This is a genomic window from Caballeronia sp. LZ065 (assembly GCF_031450975.1).
In the GTDB taxonomy this organism is placed as follows: domain Bacteria; phylum Pseudomonadota; class Gammaproteobacteria; order Burkholderiales; family Burkholderiaceae; genus Caballeronia.
In genome coordinates, this window is record NZ_JARUXV010000003.1 from 320,121 (window position 1) to 341,207 (window position 21,087).

The following is a 21,087-nucleotide window of genomic DNA, read 5'->3' on the forward strand; positions in this document are numbered from 1 at the left end:
TGATCCCGAGGTGATTTGCCATGATTGACGACTCTGTTCTAACCAGCATCTACGGTCGTGGCTGGGCGTTTCCGCCGGCGTTCTCGCTCGAGGAGGGCGTGGTCATGTCGGAAGGCGTCGAGGACGTCAGGCAAAGCCTGCGCATCCTCTTCGGCACCGAGCCCGGCGAACGGATCATGCGGGAGGAATACGGATGCGCGCTGTATGACGTCATGTTCAAGAACATCGACAGCGAGCTGAGCAGCGACATCGAGAGGCGCATTACGGATGCCGTCCTCCGCTACGAGCCGCGCGCGAATCTCACGGAGATTCTCATTGTGCAGGCGGAGAGCAGTCGAAGCGCGGTGAAAGTGGGCGTGACCTATCGGCTGCGCGGCAGCGAGATCGATGAGTACCTGTCCGGAACGCTCGATTTGAATCAGGCCCTCAGAGGGGACTTCCAGTGAGCACTCCAATCGTGTGCGACGGAGACCAGGTGATGTTCGAGCCGATGTTCGGTGCGCGCCAGGTGGTGCTTTCCGCGCCGGCGTCGATCACCGGAACGGGGCTGGCGACGATCGGCAAGCGGCGCATCTGCGTGACCGGTGATGAAACACGCGCGCAATGGACTGCGCAGTATTTCATGCCCGGCTATACGCCCGGCACGGGCACGGTGCGGATCCTGATGCTGGATTCGAGCCAGAGCGCGCCGTTTGTGAAGGGCCGCACGCCCTTCATCCTCAAAGGGCTGCAATTCACGGCGCAGTTCATGCCGACCGTGCCGGCCGTGCTCGCCTCACCGCCCGGGACGCCGGACTCGACGGCGCCCAGCACCGGACGCGGCATGTTCATGCCGCGCCAGATGTTCGCATGCGCGTGATGCAAGTGAATGGGTGAATAGGTGATCGGGAAGGAGGATGTCATGGATAAGACGACAGTGAACGGGCTAAGGACAGGACATGGCGGACATTAGTCATCTGATGAACAAGCTTGTTCCCCATGGGGCAGGCGAGCGCTTCCGTCTCGATGGACGAAGCGACGAACACGTGCTGCAGCAGTTGAAGGACTATGCGTCTCTGATTCCCTTCGATGCATCGCATAGCTGGGCGGATGTGCTGTTCACGGCCGACGTGACGCCCGCATCGCTGGCTGAAATATTCAGCCAGCCGAACAAAGCCGATGGCGAGCTGGGACCCCAGCAGGCGTTCATCCTGGCGTTCATGCAGATGCTCAAGACGCCGCGTGCGCTGCTCAATGCATTGCCTTTCGCGCACCGTGAGATGTACTACCGGGACCTGCTGGGTCTGGCAGAAGCGCCTGCGCGAGGCGATACGGTGGCGCTTGGCTTCGCGCTCGCCAAATCCGCACGCGAGTGCTTCCTTCCGGCGGGTACGTTGTTCGACGGCGGCGAGATCGATGGCGTGAAGCTGCGCTATGCCCTCGATCAATCGTTGCTGGTCAATCCGGGCGTCTGGACGGACCTGCGCTGGAAGATCCCCGGCGAGGGCAGCGCGGCGCTGACGTGCATCGCCTTCGATCAGACGCAAGGCGAATGGAACGCCGATGGCGTGCGGCTGTTCGATCCGGAGGCCACACAGACGCCGATGTTCGAGGGTCGCCTCGTGGCGTCGGGCGCGCTTGCCGCGCCTGCGGGAAAGCGCACGTTCACCGTCACGTTTGCAAGTGCCGTGGATCGGACCAAGGTCGCGTCCGCACAGGTCAGCAGCGAGGACGGATGGCTGCCCTTGAGCTATTCCTCGCTCTTCGACGACGGGTTGACCATGACCTGGTGGCTCGGCGACGATCAGCCGGCCATCGTCGCGCCGAATGACCTCGATGGCCTGACGTTCGACACACCGGTCCTCCGGCTCGGCAATGACGGCGGCTTTCAGGTGCCGGCGGTGACGGAACTGACTGTCACCGTGGAAGGCGATAGCGCGCTGGTTTACGGCACCGACAGTGGCGCCGCGCCGCTCGATGGAGCGAGCTATCCGTTCGGCACGCTGCCGGTCACGGGCGCGGGCTTCAATCTCATCGCGCCGGACTGGTGCGGTCAGGCCACCATCGCCGGGCTTACCGTCACGCCTCGCTGGGTGGGATTGCCGACGACGAAATTCTCCGACTGGTACGCAAACTACAGTAAGCCGCCTCAGAGCAATGGCGACTTCAAGGTCCAGGCGCTTCTGATGTCGGGCGTCGAGCGTGTCGAGCTTTCCTCGAGCACGAGCGATCCGAGCACGACCGCGCCGCAGTCGCTGTTCGCGGACGGGGCCAATACCGTGCCGGTCGCGGCCTCGCTCACGGTTGCCGTGCCGGCAGCGCTGGCCGCGCCGAGTGAAGCGGCTCCCAATCCCACCGACTGGCCCCGCTGGATTCGCTTTGAACTGACCGGGCGCGATTTCGGTCATCAGGATTATCAGAAGCTCGCGGGCAGCAAGACGCTCAATCCGCCTTATACGCCGCAGATGAACGGCGTCGGGGTCAAGTGGACGATCCACGTCACGGATCTTGCGCAGTACGTGCTGACGCCCTTTGGCTATGACGATTCCCCGGAAACGGCGTCCCAGGATGCGTCGCAGGCTTGCCTCTATCTCGGCTTCACGGATGGAACGCCGGGCGAAACGATCTCCCTGTATTGGGAGCTGGTGAGTCCGCAGGCAGTCGAGCCGGAATGGCAATACCTGACTCAGCAAAACGACTGGGCGAGTCTGGCCGATACGCTCGTGGACGGCACGAACGGTTTGCGCGACAGCGGCATCATGAGTGCCGTCCTGCCGCACGACGCGTCGGACTGCGCTGCCCAGATGCCCCCGGGACGCTACTGGATGCGGGCGCTGGTGGCGAAGCCGACGCTGGTCATGGACGATGGCGACGCTTCGACTCCTGGCGCGGATCCGGAGTATGCCTATGTATGGCTCAAAGGCATTCTGGCGAATGGCATGACCGCGTCGCTCGAGTCTCCGGAGAGCGCACCGGCGAGCCACTTTCTTGCGCCACTCGCGGCATCGACGATCACCCGGACGGTGGAACCTGTCGCTGAACTGTCGCCGGTGGTGCAGCCTTGGCCTTCGAGCGGCGGCAAGGCGGCGGAGACGTCGGCGCAGTTCATGTCGCGCAGCGCGGAACGCCTGTTTCATCGCTCGCGCGCGTTGACGTGGCACGACATGGCCTCGCTCATCAAGGCCCGCTTCGACAATGTGTTCGAAGTCGCGGTGCCGTCGGCCGACAGCATTACCGATCTTCCAGCACCTGATCCCCTGAACCTGCTCGTCGTGCCCGTCACGGAGAGAAAGGATAACGACGATCCCTTGCGGCCGCGCCTGAGCCAGTCACATCTCAATGCGATTCAGGCCTATGTGCAAGGCATGGCTTCGACGTGGGCCAGGATCGCAGTCGTGAACCCGACATACCGCGATGTGCTGATCACCTATGAGATCTCCTTCAATGTCAATCCGGACTACGGTTATCGCCAGCTCCAGGAGCAACTCGAACGCCGTTACATGCCGTGGATGCAGGGCGGTCAGCGCGGTCTCACGCTTGGCACCACGCTGGACTTCTACGGCATGGTTGCCTTCATCAAGGCGCAGCCCTTCGTGACGGAAGTGGTGAGCATGACGCTCGATGGCGACTGGGTGTCAATCCATGCGGCGTCGAACGAAGTGCTGATCCTGACCTGGACGAGCGCAATGGAAACCATGCTGAAGCTGGCGAACCCTGGCAGGAGGAATGATGCAGTCGAAGCTTGATGTGTTTGAGCAGGTGCAGGACGACGTTCATTTCGATTCACTCTGGGAGCAGGCGAAGCAAACCGTCGAGCAGTTCGGTGGTCAGGTCTGGACTGACACGGGCGATCATGACCCTGGTGTGACCTTCCTGCAGGGTTATGCCTACGGCGTGTCCGACCTCGGGTACCGGCATACCTTGCCGCTGGTTGATCTGCTTACGCCGCCGCTGGCCGAGCAGACCGAAGGCGGGGGCGTATTTCCGTTGGAGTTTGGTCCTCACCAGGCGCTGACTTGCGGGCCGATCACGCCGGAGGATTACCGCCGCGCGCTGCTGGATCTGACGGACAGCACTGGAAGCTACTTTTTGTTTCGCAACGTGCAGTTGCTTCCGCTTGATTCGGATGGTACTGATGCCCGGCAGCAGGACTATCGCTATTACTATTCGCCGCAAACGCTCGAGTTCAGCTTCAAGCAGCCGCAAGACGAGACCGCCGTCAAGTACTGGCTTCGCGGAAATTATTCCTTGCGCTTTGAGCGGACACGCGAAGGGCTGATTAATACGACTGAACCGGATAAGCAGCTGAACGCGTTCTTGACTGACAACCGGAACTTGTGCGAAGCCGTTACGCACACGATTTGGGAAAAATGGCAGAAACTCGACCCGATAGTCGAGATAGAGCTGAAGGAGCACGTGCAGGATTACGCGGCTGTCTTCGCAGAACTCTACCGCACGGGTGAGGATCATGTTTCGCCGCGCGTGTCACATGAAACCGCCGAGACGCTGGAAGGCCGGGGCGCTTCGGCGGCTGAAATCTATAACGGTCCCGCTTTGTCCCATGGCTGGCAGAGTCGGCTGCCTCCGGCAACGGATTACACCACCCAGATTTCAGTGAACCTCAGCGGTCTCGCTGCCCGCTGGACGCGGGTAGCGGGCGTCAAGAGCGTCCTGTCGATTAAAACCGACATGGCATCAAGCGAACCTGGCTGGGGCTGGCTGTCCACTGCGGGATACTATCCGCTGCTCTGGGGCGACGACCCGCTAACCTTGATGACGAAGTCCGTCAAGCTGATCACCGCGGACGGAAAATATGTGACGGCAACGAAAGCGGAGATTCAGGCGAAGCTGACATCGACGCCGGTGGAAGACAATCCGCCAAGGGTTCTGCCCTACGGAAAGGCACGCGACGTCGCGCAGTATCACCCTGTCACCGACAAGATGCCTGCCTGCTACAACCTGCAATTGCCGCCAGACTTGGGTGGCCCTCAGGCGCTGTACCAGTTTCTGCTGCCCTTCGAACAAGCGATGTCGAACGGTTGCAGCCAATTGTCCATGCTGCCGAAATTGCTCTCGTTCGTCCGCGAAGGCGAAACGACGTGGGGTGCGCAATGGCCCTATTCCGAGGGCAGCGCGGGGGATGTGGCGCACGCGTCGTACAAGGCCGGACTCGTTGAGCACAGCGCCTCTGTAGCGGTGGATGGGGCTCAGGAGCGGAGCCTGATCGATCATCTGCTTGGCTACTTCGGCACTGAAGCGGCTTCCCCGATGCTCGACACGTCCGAGAGCGAGTCTCTGACGATCCAGCAGTCCGCTCTGAGTCAGATCACCACGCTGGCCTATCAACGGGCGAACATACGCGTCGATCAGGTGTCCGCGTTGCAGAAGCGAATCGCCGCGCGCATGGGATGGGGGCAGGCACTGTTCGACGAGGATGTCGACATGGGCGCGCTGCCGTTCTATCTGGTCGAGCATCGTGCGCTTCTGCCGCAGAAGCCGTCTTCGCTCTACGACAGTCCCATGAAGCCGAAGAAGCTCACGCTCTCCGCCGACAACCTGACGCTGACTGTTGATTGTGGCAACGCGAAGCCTATTGACCAGATGGTGGTCGGACAACTGGTCGATTTCACCTACACCGAGGCGAGCGGTACACACACGGTGCAGGGTGTGATCGTGGATAGCTACGATTGTCACGCTTATACGTTCACAGTGGATCTGGTGGATAACCCGCATCTGCGGGTCGTACTTGAACCCGTCCTGACGGCGCAGGACGAGCAACAACTGACCTGGAATAACACGGCGGCGTGGCTGAAGGAGATCGTCTATCCGTTGCAATACGGACCTGGCACGTCGGAGACGCCGGGTCAGCGAGTCCAGCTGACAATTCCGCAGGGCTTGCCTTTTCCTGCCCTCCTTCAAAAAGGCTACGCGCTGTCGATCGATTCGATTACCCAGATGGGTCTCGAACCGTGGTCGATGAAAGTCGAGCTCGTGAGTGTGGACAGAATCGCAAGGACCCTGTCGATCAAGGTCCCGGACGACGAGACGCGTGCGCTGCCGCCGGTATCGACGCAACAGAAGTATTCCTGGCACGCGCTCGACACGACCGACCGCTTCTCGATGATCGTGAGCCTGGTGTTGAATCGCAACATGCTGCCGGAGAACGGTGATGTCCAGGCGACTGAAGCGTGGATCAAGCGCTGCGTACAGGCTGAATTGCAGGCGCATATCAGGCTGATGATCCACTGGCTCGATGCGGACGAGGGCAGCCCGCAGTCGTTCGGCAGCTTCGCGTTGAGCTATGCCGCGTGGCAGAACGAGCAGACGGCGACCAGTACGTCGAGTTTTCAGCTTCTGTGGAAGCTGGGATTGGGGAGGCCGCCCGCCGCAATGTACACCGGCCTCGGCGCCGTCCGGATTGCCACGCCCGAACAGCGGAGCGCTGCGCTGGGACCCGATGGCGACCAATGGAATCTCGACGTAATCGTCAAGGACGCACTGTTTATTGTTCCGGACGATGTATACCGCAAGCGCAATGGACTCAATTGAGGAACAAGGCACCATGGAAAAGGAAACGAACCAACTGGCAGGCGAGTCGGTCTCCGGCAGCAACGGGCCGACCAGTTCGGAATTGAAGGCCCGCTTCGAAGCCGGATCGGTACCGCTGGACACTGACTTCGCTGCGCTGATCGACATGGCCGAATGTGGGCGCAGGGCCGTGGGACAAAGTGCTGATCAGACCAGCAATACAGTGGGACAGGGCTTGCAGATCGCGGCGGATAGCGATGCCGCCAACAAGGGCAAGCTCTCGGTCAAGCTCGCGAAAGGCCTCGTGTTCGAAGGCGGCGGAATCAGGGTGGGCGAGGGATCCGCCATTAACGTAAGCGATGAAAAAGTCAGCGTCCAGGTGGGTGTCGGTTGCGAGATAGCCAGCGACGCCGTCTGTGTGAAGGCCGACAAGTACATCAAGGTCAGCGCCTCCGGCGTGACGGTCGATGTCGATGCGCTCTTCCCGATGGGCATGATCGTAGCGATCAACGTCACCAAAGAATCCGACATTCCGGCTGGTTGGGCACTTTGCGATGGCCGTGCTGTCACGATGAGAACCGGGGCTACGTGGCATACGCCAGATCTGCGGGACAGGTTCATCATTGGCGGTACGCCGGGGGAAATAACCAGGAAGGGCGGCTCGACTTGGACGTGGACGGATTCCAATCATACAGCTGGATCGTTCTCTTCAGCGACGGATACGGCAGCTTCAAATATCAAGGTTGGAGACCATACTCTCACAACGGAGAATCTTTCCAGCCATACGCACGATCTAACTCTTATGCAAAAAGACATTTACTACACTGAGGGCGACACCCACCTCTATTTTTACAGTTCCATAGGTGACCGGCCTAATGCCTTCGAAGTCGGATGGACCGGAGAAGGCAAATCCTTCAGCCACACAGTAACGGATAGCAAGCATTCGCACACCGTTTCCGTGACTCCGCCTTTCCAGGTGCTCGCCTACTTCATGAAACTCTAGCCACCCGGCTCTCGATCATTCGGTCTTGATTATCATGCGCACGACTCTCCAGAGCGTCTCACTAATCGTGGACACGCGCCACGATATCCACGCCACGGTGACGGACCATTGCGCGAGGCTGTTCCGTGGCCCGTTGAAAGAGGATATCTCCAGCCTGATAACCGAGGTTTTTCATCGCGAGGGGTATATTCGAATTGCCGCATTGCATCTGGATATCGGGACTCTGCGGTATGACGAGATCGACGCCGTCATGCCGAAGCGCCTTCTCGGAGCATTGCGTCAGGCGCTCGCGGAGCATGTCGTGGCGGAAAGGACTTGCGAGGTCGAGTCGATGGAATACAAAGAAACGCATATTCACCCGGTCGACATCTCTGCGCCCGAAGGCGAGCAGGCTTCGCCGTCAGCAACCGTACCGGGCGATATCGACTCGCCATCAACAACCGTGCCGGGCAATACGGATTTGCGACAGATCGACACCTCGCCGCAAGAACGCGCAATGCGATCCCACTCGGCCATTCGTGCCCTGCTCGAACGGCACCTTGCTTCGCTGAATCAGGATGAGCCGCCTGAACGCATCCTCGCCTGGCTGGCGCCCGCTTGCCTGCACCGCGAGTCGAGGCAGTTTCTGTTGGAGCGCGCCAGGACGATGCCTGAAGCGGCTCATGCACTGAAAGCTTTATTGGGCGAAACGGAAGCGACCGAAATCGCACTCTGCCTCAAGGCGCTCATCTGGCTCCGAAACCATCCGTCCTCGACTCATTCAAGCGAGATTCCCGAGTTACCGGACATCCCTGAACTGAAGGGCGCGCTTCTGAGCGACACGCTCGCATTCATGGAGAAATCTCCACACCCGGAAATACGGCGCTGGCAGGCCCGGCTGTGGCGCCATGAAACCGTGCGCACGGGTCTTCGAAAAAGGCTCACGCAAGCGGAGACGCGACGACTGGAGCGCCTGGCGCGCGCTTATCCCGAACGCCGCATCGCACCGCGGCGTGAGAACGAGAGCGTCGAGGCCGCAAGCGCGGTGTACGTGCCGGGGGCCGGCCTGATCGTTCTGTGGCCCTTGCTGCCCGATCTTTTTCGCAGTCTGCATGTATGGGACGGCGAGCAATTCGTCACCGCCGAAGCGCAGGAACAAGCGGCCGCATGGCTCGACTGGCTCGTCTGGCAAGACGTCGATAACGCGGCGCGCACGCACAGCTTCGCTCGCCGTCTGTGCGGTCTCTCGAGTCTCACAGTTGAAGATGACGACGACCCGCCCGCCACCTCCGAAGAACAGGCAAAGACACTGCTCGAAAACTGGCTCTTGCAACTGCCGATGAAACTGCCCGGATGGAGATCGCTCCAGCCGGAAGACATCCGGGCGCTGTTTCTGCAGCGTCCGGGGGACCTCTCCATGCAAGGCCCCGTGCCCGTGCTGAATCTGGAACCCCAGCCCTTCGACATCCTGTTGCGGGACTTGCCGTGGCCCTTGTCCACCGTCGTCCTGCCGTGGCTCCCGACACCGATCGAAGTGAACTGGCCGATACCCAACCTCGACCCGAGGATGTTCTGATGACGTCATCGCTCATGTTCGACCCAGCGGAACAGCAGCGTTCCGCGGATGCCTGGAATAGCCTGATGCATGAGGTCGAGCGCATCGACCTGTTGTTGCAGCGTGAATATCACGAGCGCATGGAGCGGATGTGGTCGGGTGACGTGTGTCTTTCGCGTCAGGATATCGAGGCGCGGCTCGACGCCCCGCGCGGAATCCCGTGCTGGATGGAAGCGGAAGATCTGGCGAGCGCGCATTCCTCCGGCGCGAGCGTGCTGTCCGAGGCAGGCGCGCCGCTCGATCAGCTTGCGGCGCGCTTCGATCTCGACCGCTTCGAACGCGAGGTCATCCTGCTCGGCGTGCTGCCGCATCTGGACACGCGCTATCAGACCTTGCTGTCGCTCCTGCAAGGAAAAGGACGTCACTATCCCACCGTTGAACTCGCGCTGAACCTGTTCTGTTCATCGTGGACCGAGCGTCACGCCGCGCACAAGAGTTTCCTGCCCCAGGCGCCGCTGCATGAGCATCAACTCCTGGTGCCCGTCCATCCCGGCGACTCCGCGCGCGACGGCTGGGGCCGCACGCCGCTGTGCACGTCGCTGGAAGTGTTCCACTTCCTGCAGGGCAACCGATTTCAACCGCTGGACCTGCAAGCGTTCTGCCGATGGGAACAAGCAGCGTCCTCGCCAGCCGGCGATGCGCGCATCGCGGCGCTGATCGATGTCGTGCGCGACGCCATCTTCGACAGCGCCTCTCCGGCAGTGGTGACGCTGCGCGATGCGTCCGAGAGCGACGTGGTCAGCGCGCTCGCGGCATACCGTTGCGGCGCGCTCATCATCGATGTGCGTCGTCTGCCCGCGGAAGACGAGCCGGCGTCGTTTCGCTTCGCTCAGGCACTGCGCAACGCGCGCCTGCAGAATTGTGCCGCGGTCATCTGCGGACTGGAAGGCGCGGCGGCGGCAGTACGCGAGGCGTTGTTCGGTCAGCTTGCCGCCTGCGCGCGCGGTGCGGCGGTGCCGATCCTGCGCCTCGAGGAACGTCACGCGAGCGTCACCCGTCTTGCGCGCGTCCCTCACGTCACGTTCGACATGCCGCAGCGCACCGCGCAGGAACGGGCCGCCGCGCTCGTCGTGCAAGTCGGCGACGCAGCGATCGACGCACTGGCCCTCAGCCGTCGCTTTGCCTTCCAGCCGGAAGACCTGGCGCATATCGGCTGGGAGGCGTCGTTCTACCGCAGCCGGCGCGCGCCCGATGCGGAAACCGGCCAGGGCGACTGGACCGAAGCACTGCGTCATCGCGCGCGGCAGAACTTCGGCAACCTGGCGACGCGGGTCGAACCACAGCGGACGCTCGACGACCTCATCGTCACAGCCGACATGCGTCGTCAGCTTGGCGAGATTGTCGCGGCGGTACGGCATCGCGAAGCCTTGCTCGAACGAGGCTTCCTCGAAAAGATTCATTACGGCACCGGCATCAGCGCGTTGTTCCATGGACCGTCCGGAACCGGCAAGACGATGGCGGCGGAAATCCTCGCCGGACAGCTTTGCACGGATCTCATCAAGGTGGATCTGTCGAGCGTGGTCAACAAATACATCGGCGAAACGGAAAAGAACCTCTCGCGCATCTTCGACATGGCCGAGGCCGATGCGGGCGTGCTGTTCTTCGACGAAGCCGACGCGCTGTTCGGCAAGCGCAGTCAGGTCAAGGACGCGCACGATCGCCACGCCAATATCGAAGTGTCGTATTTGCTGCAACGCCTCGAGTCCTTCCCAGGTCTCGTGATTCTCGCGACCAATAATCGCGGTCATCTGGATGAAGCATTCATCCGGCGCTTTACCTTCGTGACACGTTTCGTCTATCCGGACCCGGCGCTGCGGGAGGTGATGTGGAACGCCATCTGGCCGACTCAGATGAAAGTGGATGACAGCATCGACTTCGCGGACCTGGCCAGGCGCATCGACGTCACCGGCGCAAGCATTCGCAACATCGCCCTGCTGGCGGGATGGCTCTCGATGTCCGAGGACTCGCCGATAGTCAGGAAACATCACATCGAGCAGGCCAGCCTGCGTGAACTCGCCAAATCAGGGCGCTTGAAAATCTGAGGAGCAGAAACATGGCAGACATCATCGCGTCCGATACCACGATCCTCAACCTCAACCAGGCCATCTACGATGCGCTGGCCGAGTATGTTCCCATCGACCTGGATTCGGGCGTGTCGATCATTTTCGATCTTCCCAATGCCGAGAATCCGCCGTCCGAACCGACGCTGAGCGTATTCCTCTATCAGATTTCCGAAGACCTCCAGATGCGCACGTCGCCGATGCGCGTGGCTTCCTACAACGCGGAAACGAAGCAGTCCACTCTCGCGCCGGGATGGGTGAACGTGTGCTGCAACTACATCATCACGTACTGGGATATTGGCCAGACCCAGAGCATCAGCCCCGGCAGTCCCGGCAGCGCGCCTGACAATCCGTCGCTCAAGGTCATGAACCAGGTGGTCAACGCGCTTATCAACAATCAGGAAATCGGCGGCATGCCCGGCGCCTATGCGCGCATGATTCCGCCAAAAGCGGAGTTGAACAGTCTCGGCAACTTCTGGCAGTCGCTCGGCAACAAGCCGCGTCTGTCGCTGAACCTGTCAGTGACGGTGCCCGTTGTTCTGACGGACAAGAACGACACGGTCGCGAGCGTGCAGCAGACGGAAGTCAAATCGCAGCAGCCGCCGTTCGACGAGGCAGTCTGACGGCGGAAGCACGTTCGGCGGTGAGCATCGCTTTCCAACATGGAGTGGGGGCTATCGATGCTTGTTTCAGAATCGAATGTCTTGCGCAATCGCAGACTGTCAGGACAACCACAACCCGCGAACGCATGGATCATCGAACACGGCGAAGAAGACGCATTCGAGCCGTTACCGACGGCCGCCACGGAGAAGCCGGAAGCTGCGCTGGCGGGCATGCTGGAACGCTTGCTCGTCCCCACGGTGATGAAGCTCGCGGGAGGAGTATTCCAGCATGCATTCGTCGCGAATCGCGCGCTGGAGCAACTGGCGGAAATCAGCAAGAGTGACGCGCCGTGGGATCAGAAGCTTCTTCGAGCCGCGCGGCTCTCCGCGACCTACGAGGAATGGTTGCCGTCTTCCATCAGGCCACGCATCAAGGGCATGATGCAAAGCCTGGAAGACGCCATGCAGCTATGGCGAGCCTTCCCGCGTGTGCTCGCTGCCCTGCAAGCGCTCGATGATCCACGACGTCCATGGATGCAGAGGGCCGAAGACTGCATCGGCGTGCTCGACCTCCATGGGCATCGGCTGCCTTCCCATGTTCAGCGCACGCTTGGCACGCTCAGAAGGGTGGTTCAGTATGGAAAGGCCGTCCGTGAACTGCGCCGCCTGTTGGAAGCGACGCCCGAGCAGGTCTTGCTCAAGGCGGGCGGCTCGCCCCTCGGACTCGATGCGGTCCTCGATGAACTGGCCGGGCAGTTGCCTCCCGTCCTTGCACGTCGGCTCAACGCGCGCCGTGAGGGCAGCGACGCGCTGACGGTCTGCCGGACCGAGACGGAGCGCGCGTGTCTCGCCTTCGGGCAGGTCAGTCAGAGCAGGAGCTGGCAGGAGACTTTCGCGGCCGTCGGCGGCTGGCTGGAGAGTGACGCGTCCGATGACGTCGACGCGCTCACCACGATCAAGCAGCAACTCGATGCCTTCCGCGCAGGCTATGACAATGTTTGCGCGATCTTGTCTGACTCGACGAACTTCGAGCTGCTTTTGGTGCGCCTGGCCGACCATATCGCCTTAGTGGATGACCGCGTCTTGCGAACGTTCTTGGCGGAGCGGCTCCATCCGGCCATCGACGCATTGACTGGCCTGTTGCGGACAGCCGCTGCGGCTAGCGAGTTTTATCAGGCGTTCTCGGCCATCTATCGCAATGATTTACCCTGGCAAGGCAAGCTGCAAGACCTGCACCATCTGATGGAGCAGTTCGCTTGCGGCCGCCTGGCCGACTGTCCTGCTTCAGTGCAGGAAGTCTTCAGGCTTGTGACTCAGGTGATGCACATCGTCGCGGAGCTGTCGTCGCTCGGGCGGACACCGGGATTACGCGGGGTGACAGGGCGCGTTGCGTCCGTCGTGGAGCGGCTCGAACCGCTCTTGCCGGCCTTGCAGGCTTCGCTGCCCGAAGACGCGATGGCGCGGGTGGAGGGCATCTTCCGCACCGTCGGATGGTTGGCTCGACACATCCAGACGCTGGCAGAGCTTCCGGAGGACGCGACCTTATCCGATTATTTGCGGCGATTGTTCCAGGAGGGCGAGGCGCCGTCATGGTTGCCGACCTTCATGGAACCGCTGTCGGCGCTCGGGCGCCAGCTTGGCGACGTGCTGGAGGCCTGCGAGGACGCGCACTGCCCGGCCTTCCCGCGTTCGGGGCCGTTGAGCGAACAACTGGGCTGGATTTTCGCGGTGCTGCAAAGCGACCGGCTCACCGATTCGACCATGAAGTTTCTGCCCGCCCGCCACGCGCCGATGGTGCGCCGGAGCCGCGCATTGCTGCTGCGCGCGAATGCGTTTCCGGCTGAGGCCTCGGCGGTCGAACGCGCCAGCTGGCTGGTCACGGAGCTTTCCGGACCGGATGTCCGGGCGCTTCTGCACCACCACGGAGGTTTGCAGGCCGGCTTGCTGGGCGAGTACATCGGCGATGAGGATTTCCATACATGGCTCGACATCCTGCACCTTCTCATGAAGGGAAGTCAGGAGGCCGGATGGTCCGGCGGCTTGATGGCGGCGATGCGGGAGCACTGGCGAACCATCGGGTCTGCGCTGTGTTCGGTGGCCGTGCGTTATGTTCCGGGCGGCGTGTTCATCCAGCAGGTGCGTTCATGGGTACACCGGGTCCGGCCGCAAGAGGACTGGATGGCGACTGCGGAAGACTTCATCAGGATCGTCGCAAGCGATATCAACGAGGATGTGTCAAGCGGCCGTTTTGCGATGCTCCGTCTCTTTCCTGGAGCGACGGCCGAAGGTCTGGATCATGCCGCCATGGCGATCCGGCATTTCTCGCTGTATTCGGAGCAGTGGGACTGGACCGCCCTGTTGCAGGAATATGGCAAGGACCCCGCCCGCAAAGTGCTCTTCGATGCGTTGATCCTGGTACGGCTGACCTGGTCGCTGCATCGGCTGGCGACTTCGGACCCGCTTGGCCGGGATGGAACCCTTCAGAGTCTGCAACGCGACGTCGAACACCTTCGGTTGCTGGGCTGGCGCGGCATGACTTCGCTTGCGCACCTGCTGCCGCTGGTTCCCGACCTCTGGGCCTTGCGTGGACGGATTCAGGTCGAACCATCGAAGACCCACAACTGGTTCGATTGGGCCGCCGCCGTATGCGGCGCGCTTGCCGACGATGACACGCCGTCGATACGGAGGTTCAGGCAGAAGCTTGAAGAAGGCACAGAAGCCTTGTTGGCGAGTGCGTTTCAACAGACGCTGGCCTCGTTGTCAGGGGGCTTGTTCGTGGCGCCTTCCGCTGGCGATTCCGATGCCATGCGTTTGTCGGTCATTCCTCCGCAACTGGCCCAGCGGTGTGCGATCGCGGAAGAGGAGGATCAGGACGGCTTTGTCGTGAGCGAGGGACGTCGTTATGTCCGCGACGACGGCCGGCTTTTTCTCGTGCGCTGGGACAGCGACGAGCGTGCCCATGCGGTCGTGTCCGGAGAGCGTGTCAATGATCGCGCGGCTGGCCTTCCGCTGGAGCGGGTCATGGGACGGTGGTGGGTGAGGCCTCGTATCGCGAAGCTGCCAGGCGGAGGGATCTTGTCCGGCTGGTTTTCGACCACGCCGACAGCGCGTCCGGCAACGGTCTCGCTGTCGACCGAAGCTCCCGGCGCCGTTCTGGACATCAATGCGGATCACCACGACTCTCCCGACGCGTTCGTGGCCCACAACCTCGAATACTGGACCGAAGATGGGCAGATCAGACTGCGCGATTTCGTCATCGCGCCCGGCGAGACGGCGCAGTCGGACAACAGGCTGGGGTGGGCGGTCGGCCTCACGGGCGCATTCGTATTGTTTCTGACCTCCGTCTATTTCTGGAGGGCATTTCGCAACGGAGCGGTGCCTGAGCCGTCACTCCAGGCAAACGACGGTAGCGCCATCACCCAGTCCGAAAGCGAAGCGCTGGTGATGGGCGGCGGGCAGGCGTTCGAGATGGGCGAGATCGTCGAGGGGCAGGCCGCGGTGGACATCGAACAGCCCATGCTCGGCCTCGAACCCATTCTGGAAGCCGTCCCGGACGCTGTACGCGACGAACGGGCTGGCTGGCGTCCGACGCGTGGTCAGCGGACGGCGCTCGCGGTGCTCGGCGGTGCGGCGCTCGGGATGATCGGCTGGGCGTCGGTCCACGCGCGGCAGAGCCGTCGCCCGGAGGCGTTGGTGGCGCCGGACGACCTGGACGCGGGACGTCGACTAACGGAGCGCGAGTTTGAAATCGTCGTGGATGCACCGTTTGATACGCAGGCCGTCGAACCCGCCGGACGCGAACGTCGAAGCGTGACCGCCGCGCGCGGCAAGTCCTCGATCCCGCCATGGCCGTTGCCGAGGAATGCGGAAATCGATGCCGGTTTGAGTGCGGAAGTATCGCGACGCTTCGATCCGCAAGACAGCTATATGCCATGCCGGGGAGACTTCGGCGCCATGCATCTGGGCGGGGTGTATTGGGACGCTCCGGGAGTGAGCGCCTATCTGTTCGTGTCGGGTCGTTACTGGCCCTACACTTATTTCGGCAAGCAAGGCGCATATCACGAGGCGACGATCCGTCCCGTGAACAAACCGGAGACATTCCTCGACGTCAGGAAGCGCGACGGCGGCAAATGGTGTCTCGCGTTTGGCGCCACAGTCACGCAAGCCGCTGTCGTTCCGCCAGGCACAAGCCGTTTCGATGAAGATGTGCGCGTCGCGTTCAGGCAATGGGACGCTGGAAAATCCTTCAAATATGCCGAGCAAGCCGCCGGTCGGGAGGGCCAGGTCTATACCGACTGGGACGGCGCCTATCTCTATGCAGACGGCAGTTTCTGGCCGGCCGTGGTGGTGCACGAGAACCTGCTTCGAGTGATGCAGGAGAAGCAGACGGCGGGACAGTTCCTGTATCTCAAGCGCCAGGAGCCGGGCAGCGTGTGGAAGCTTGCGAAGGTCGTCAAGCCGGAGCGTCTGCCGGTCAGGCTTGCGTTCTCTCCGGACCTCGTTGCGCGAGCGAAGGCCACGCTCGCTGGAGAGCCGTGGACGTCGGCATGGATGGCCGCCGAACCCCCGGGCATGTATCGCAAAGCAGGCTCAGAAGCAAAGTACCTGCGGATCGACGACACCCTATATCGATGCAGTGAAGTCGGAACCAAGCGGGTCAGCTATTTCCCGGAGGAAATCCTGACCCTCGTATGGCGGCTCGACGTTGACGTGGCGACCGCGACGTCGGCTCCGTTGCTTGTCGGTCAGGACACAAGCGGGGCCTGGCGTTCGATATTGAACGGTGGGGCTCACGGGTACTGGGTAGAAGAGCGCGTCAGGGCGTCACGGGCGCTCGAGCGACGGATGGCGGCCGCACCCGCCGCGCCGCAAACGCCCGATCTCTGGCAGTTGGCGCCGGTATCTCCGGGTCTCTATGCCACGCTGGACTGGAGCCGGTATCTGCGTGTCGGGGGCAGACTGCATCTGTGCCGGAAAGTCGTTCTGGATCCGAGGGCATTCGCGGATGGGGCTCCCGAGACGGTGATGCGGGTGGACGATGCTTATGCAGGTTATGTCGCGGGTCGAGGCTGGGCGCTCTTCAGCACGGGAGCCAGCGGCAAACTGGAGCTCGTTGAGGACAAGGAAGATATTGCTTCAGGCTTTGGCGCGCTCCCTTCGGTCAGTGTCGAACTGACGGGGATCATCGACACGTTCGATACGGCGCATGCGCTTCGTCACGATGGCGTCGGCATGGGTCGTGAAGGCGTCGTGTATGCGGAGGCGGGACAGTTGTGTATCAGCGTGAATGGTCGCTATTGGCCGTTCACGCTGCTGTCGCCGCACATGGGGATCATCTTCGGCGATTCATCGGGGCGCGCGTCCTGTGTCGCGATCATCTCGGACGGCCAATGGCAGCTCTATGGCGGCAGTGTAGCTTCCCTTGGCCTGCAGGATATTCTCGAAGTCGGCACGTTCCATGGATTCAGTGCATCGCTGGAAGTCGCCCTCGGCGGCAGTGGACCGCATACCTGGTCGCAGACAATCGAACTGCTCGATAACGCGGCGGATCATGCGTTCCATGGCAGTTACCTGAAGCCAGCGAGTGGCGAATTCCGTCGGGCACTCGGTTTGAAATACCAGCTTGCCTACCTCAAGTCGATCTCGGACTCCTCGGGCAGCTTGAGAACAACCGTCTCGCCTCCGACATGAGCGAACTCAAACAGACGTGGGATGCCGAGACCATCAAGCGCTACTGGCCGCTCTTCCAGGCAGATCAGGATGCGCTTTCCGATCCCGACTTCACCGAGTGCTGCGCCGTGCGCGGCCTGACGCCTGAACAAGTCAGTGAGCAAGCAGAGAGATTGCGCGTCGCAAAGGTGGATCTGGCCGCGCAGAAGAAGACGGTGGATGCGCAATTCACGTCGGCTGACTGGGAAGAGACGACGGCCGCCATCGGAGTCCAGCTGAGCATAGACAGCATAACGAGAACGATCGCGCTCAACAACTGGAGCAAGAAGAAAGTCACGCGGGATTATTGGGAGAAGGAACAAACGCGTCTCAACGCGCTTCAGGACGAGATCGAAAAACTCGTGCTCGACCAGGATGCACTAACCGATCTTTATAGTGAGAACCGCTTCGTCGAAGGCGTCAAGCTTGGTTTCGAAAGAGAAAGGGTAGCACTCGAAGCACTGAAATCTCAGCCGCCGACAGGCGGTCACTGGCGGTATGGGCTCATGTACAGCGATCTGATAGCGGAACTCACCTACGAGATGATCCGTGAGTCCTCGCAAAACAGCGAGAGCGAACAGTTGCACGTCATCGACGCTGCCCGTCTCTATCTCCAACAGCAGTTCGCCAGCATGGACGACTTTGCGGCCTGGATAGGAAAGCTGTCGTCGGTGCCTTCCGGGCAGCGCACTTTTACCTGGCGCGGGGACTATCGCGACATCGTCGCCGCGCAAGAACTGGCCGACAAGCTGATCAATTCCTGCATGAAGGCGGCCAAAGACGAAGAGCGCGCGGAAGGCACACGCGCTATTGCCGCGACGCTCTACCATCTTGTGAAGACGGGGGACGAGCCCGCTTCCATCGATGTCATGCTGGTGGAATCGATTCTCGATGCGTTCGAAGCGGCATCGAGAAAGTTCAATCCGCTGTACGTTCCCGAACGTCCGAAAGAATTCTTCTCGCTGTCGCAGGTCAAGCCGAATACATTGACAGACGGAGATGCCGCCTATTATCAGCAGTTCGTCGAATATGAGAAAAGCGGTTCGCTCGACTACGAGGCCGCATGGATCGCGAATTTCACGCTGCTGAATGTGCCGTTGCAGATCGACGACTTTTATTCGATCAGGCAATCCTATTTCGTTAATAACGCCGTCGAGAACTCAAGCGACCTCCTGATCAAGCTGAACAGCGGCAAGTGGATTCTGACGCGTTACCATGGCGACGGGCTGGGTGATCCGCGTGACACCTGCGAGCTTCAAACCTACGCAGAGATGGAGAAGCTTCCATACTGGTACGAACTTCCGTATATCGGCGACGGGTACGGATGTTCAGCAAGCTGGCTAGTATGGGACATCGGCGTCGACACGCCCGAGAACTACCTGAAAGCTGGGAGCGCTGTGCCGTTGCGTGCAGAAACGGGGCTGGCGCCGGAGTTGGTTCGGCTTACCCGTCAACATCTCGTTACGTTGAAACAGGGTTTGAAAACTTCGTTTTACGCACCGGAACTGTGGCAACTTTATGCCAGTCTTGTGCCTTTCTGGGACATCGGGCATGGCTTGGCGCTCGATCCGGAACACAGCGTCAGGGTTGAACAAGTGTTGTCAGACGTCATGGCAGTCGCCACTGCGGTTATTCCCTGGGGAGCAGGGATGGTCCGCGCAGGAGCGAAAGTCGGCTTCGAAAAGATGGTCATGCAAGGCTTGCGATATGGTTTGAGAGGCCGGGGGCTTTTCAACTATGTCGCCCTCAAGGTGTCCGCGACGCTCCCTGAATTTTTCCGGACCTCGTTTCTCCTGCTAACCCGGATGTTGATTGAAGCCTTTTGCCCCATTCCGCTTCCAACATTTTCTTCGTCCTTCCGCGTCAAGCCCGTGAAGTGGAGCAACGTCGCAGGATCAGGGAATCTCGCTTTCGTTCGCACTCCGGGTGCGCTTGTTCCCGCGGTGGCAAGCAGGCTCGCTTTCACTCCGTTGAGCGACGCTTTCCAGCTGTCGTTGAAGCAGGTTCCAGCAGGCGAGTATCTGCGAGCGGATCTGCGTGGCAACCGGTTGCGGGCTGACCTCTCGGCGGGTCCATCGAGCGGCCAGCTTGCTCCAGGTGCGGACGTGGGCCTTTCCATCGTCAGGGAGCAACCCGATCAGCTTGCTCCGTGGAAGTATGTTGTGAGTTCCGATGGGAAAAAGTATGGGCTTGTCCTCGATCAAAGGCTGAACCAGTTTCGCCTCGTTTATCCAGACGACTGGACCCGGCACGGGCCTCTCGTCTCCTACACCGCCGATGGATGGCGGCAGGCGCCGATGCTTGGCGCGGCGCGCGCCGCCTCTGAAAGCAAGGCGATCCTGCAGAAGGAACCAGGCTTGAGCGACGTGCGCGCGCGCGTGCTCAGAGGCGACGTGCGCGCCGGACGAAAGTCGGCACGGGAATCGCTGACCGTGGCACTGAAAGTCCTGGATGACCCAAATGAGACCGCTTCGGTCAACAGACTCCTGGACATGTTCATGGGACAACATTCGCCCGCGTTGAAAAGCGAACTGCAATCGAAAATGCAGAATTCCCTTGCTGCGTTCAGGCGCTTGCGAAGCTCGAAGGACGTTTATTACCGGGGGGGTGATGAAGTTGAAAGAGCAGCGGTAATGTCGGTCCGCGGCGGCGATGAATTCGAAGCGCCGCAGGTTGTCAGTACCTCGTGGTTCGGCAGAAGAACTGTAAGTCCCGCGGACAATGCCGGGGGACGTCAACCTTTCATGATGAGCGTCTATTCCGACGGAGTGCAGGATTTGCAGGACTTTACTCATCAAGCTTATCCCCATGCTTTTGCGCGAGCCATGATTCATGAGAGTTTCCATATGGTGAACGATACCAGCATTGACATGTATGCTTCGATCAGCAATCAAGGTTTTCGTCTGGAGCGAATAGTCAGCAACGCCGCGGGCTTTCTGAAAACCAGCGATGCCGCTGGAAACACGGTAGACCTGCCGCTCGATCAGGTGGCAACGCTGCCGCGGTACGAGGGAAGGGTGAGGTTGATGCTTCCTTACGCTGCCGAGAGCTTCACTCCCTTTGATGTCACGTTCAAGTTCAGGGATGCTGATGGGCGCCTGAGGACGCAAGAGGTAGTTGATGTTTTTAATAATAAGTCTGAATTGGAAGCTGTCTTGCGGAACGTGAGAGACAGGATTTCGCCCGCGATGAAGGACAATCCGGATAGCTATAGCTTTGTCGTGCTCGGGCTTGAAAAGCTCCGCAAGCAGCCCACTGACATCCGGAAGTTGTTGGACGACCTGGATTACATTCTGGAACATGGGCCAAGCCGGGACAACCCGCTTGTATGGCCCTGGTGACAGGGCGCGACCCCGCCATGAATCCAGATTTGCTGCATCGCAAAACCGGATCGCTCGCGTGGCGCCTCATTTGTGCGCGCTTCCCCCTTCCTCGTTATCACTGATTCATTCGCTGCACTTCACGGTGTTACTGTTCATCGGCAAATCCTTAATTGCTGCATGTGTCTGACTTGCGTCGCTCCACAATCGAAAACAACGCGCTTCGCGCAAGCACCGTTATCGCCCGCGATACCGGTCGACAGGAGGCTGATGATGTCCAGGATCAAGACGT

At 61.0% G+C, this 21,087-nt stretch carries 10 protein-coding genes; all 10 read left to right on the forward strand.

What is annotated here, in order from left to right:
• Window positions 1–20: 20 nt before the first annotated feature.
• Window positions 21–446 carry a GPW/gp25 family protein gene (locus QCE63_RS21780; RefSeq protein WP_309835924.1) on the forward strand — a complete coding sequence of 142 codons (426 nt, stop codon included), beginning with the start codon at window positions 21–23 and terminating at the stop codon, window positions 444–446.
• The gene (locus QCE63_RS21785; RefSeq protein WP_309835925.1) at window positions 443–859 is read left to right on the forward strand and encodes a hypothetical protein; all 417 of its coding nucleotides are present in this window, start codon (window positions 443–445) and stop codon (window positions 857–859) included. Before QCE63_RS21780 ends, QCE63_RS21785 begins: the two co-directional genes overlap by 4 nt.
• Window positions 860–938: 79 nt before the next feature.
• Complete coding sequence (locus tag QCE63_RS21790; protein WP_309835926.1) at window positions 939–3,725, forward strand: hypothetical protein; 2,787 nt, start codon at window positions 939–941, stop codon at window positions 3,723–3,725.
• Window positions 3,706–6,528, forward strand: coding sequence for a hypothetical protein (locus QCE63_RS21795; protein ID WP_309835927.1), 2,823 nt, complete (start codon window positions 3,706–3,708; stop codon window positions 6,526–6,528). The genes QCE63_RS21790 and QCE63_RS21795 overlap by 20 nt, the downstream gene beginning before the upstream one ends.
• Window positions 6,529–6,541: 13 nt before the next feature.
• Entirely contained in the window at window positions 6,542–7,510 is a 969-nt protein-coding gene (locus QCE63_RS21800) for a hypothetical protein (protein WP_309835928.1), read from the forward strand.
• Window positions 7,511–7,544: 34 nt separating this feature from the next.
• Entirely contained in the window at window positions 7,545–9,065 is a 1,521-nt protein-coding gene (locus QCE63_RS21805) for a contractile injection system tape measure protein (protein WP_309835930.1), read from the forward strand.
• The gene (locus QCE63_RS21810; protein ID WP_309835931.1) at window positions 9,065–11,146 is read left to right on the forward strand and encodes an AAA family ATPase; all 2,082 of its coding nucleotides are present in this window, start codon (window positions 9,065–9,067) and stop codon (window positions 11,144–11,146) included. The genes QCE63_RS21805 and QCE63_RS21810 overlap by 1 nt, the downstream gene beginning before the upstream one ends.
• An 11-nt stretch (window positions 11,147–11,157) precedes the next feature.
• On the forward strand, window positions 11,158–11,787 hold the full coding sequence (locus tag QCE63_RS21815; RefSeq protein WP_309835932.1) for a DUF4255 domain-containing protein: 630 nt from the start codon (window positions 11,158–11,160) through the stop codon (window positions 11,785–11,787).
• A gap of 57 nt (window positions 11,788–11,844) precedes the next feature.
• Window positions 11,845–17,457 (forward strand): hypothetical protein, encoded by a 5,613-nt coding sequence (locus tag QCE63_RS21820; RefSeq protein WP_309835933.1) that lies wholly within the window; start codon window positions 11,845–11,847, stop codon window positions 17,455–17,457.
• The gene (locus tag QCE63_RS21825; RefSeq protein ID WP_309835935.1) at window positions 17,454–20,816 is read left to right on the forward strand and encodes a hypothetical protein; all 3,363 of its coding nucleotides are present in this window, start codon (window positions 17,454–17,456) and stop codon (window positions 20,814–20,816) included. Before QCE63_RS21820 ends, QCE63_RS21825 begins: the two co-directional genes overlap by 4 nt.
• Window positions 20,817–21,087 lie beyond the last annotated feature (271 nt).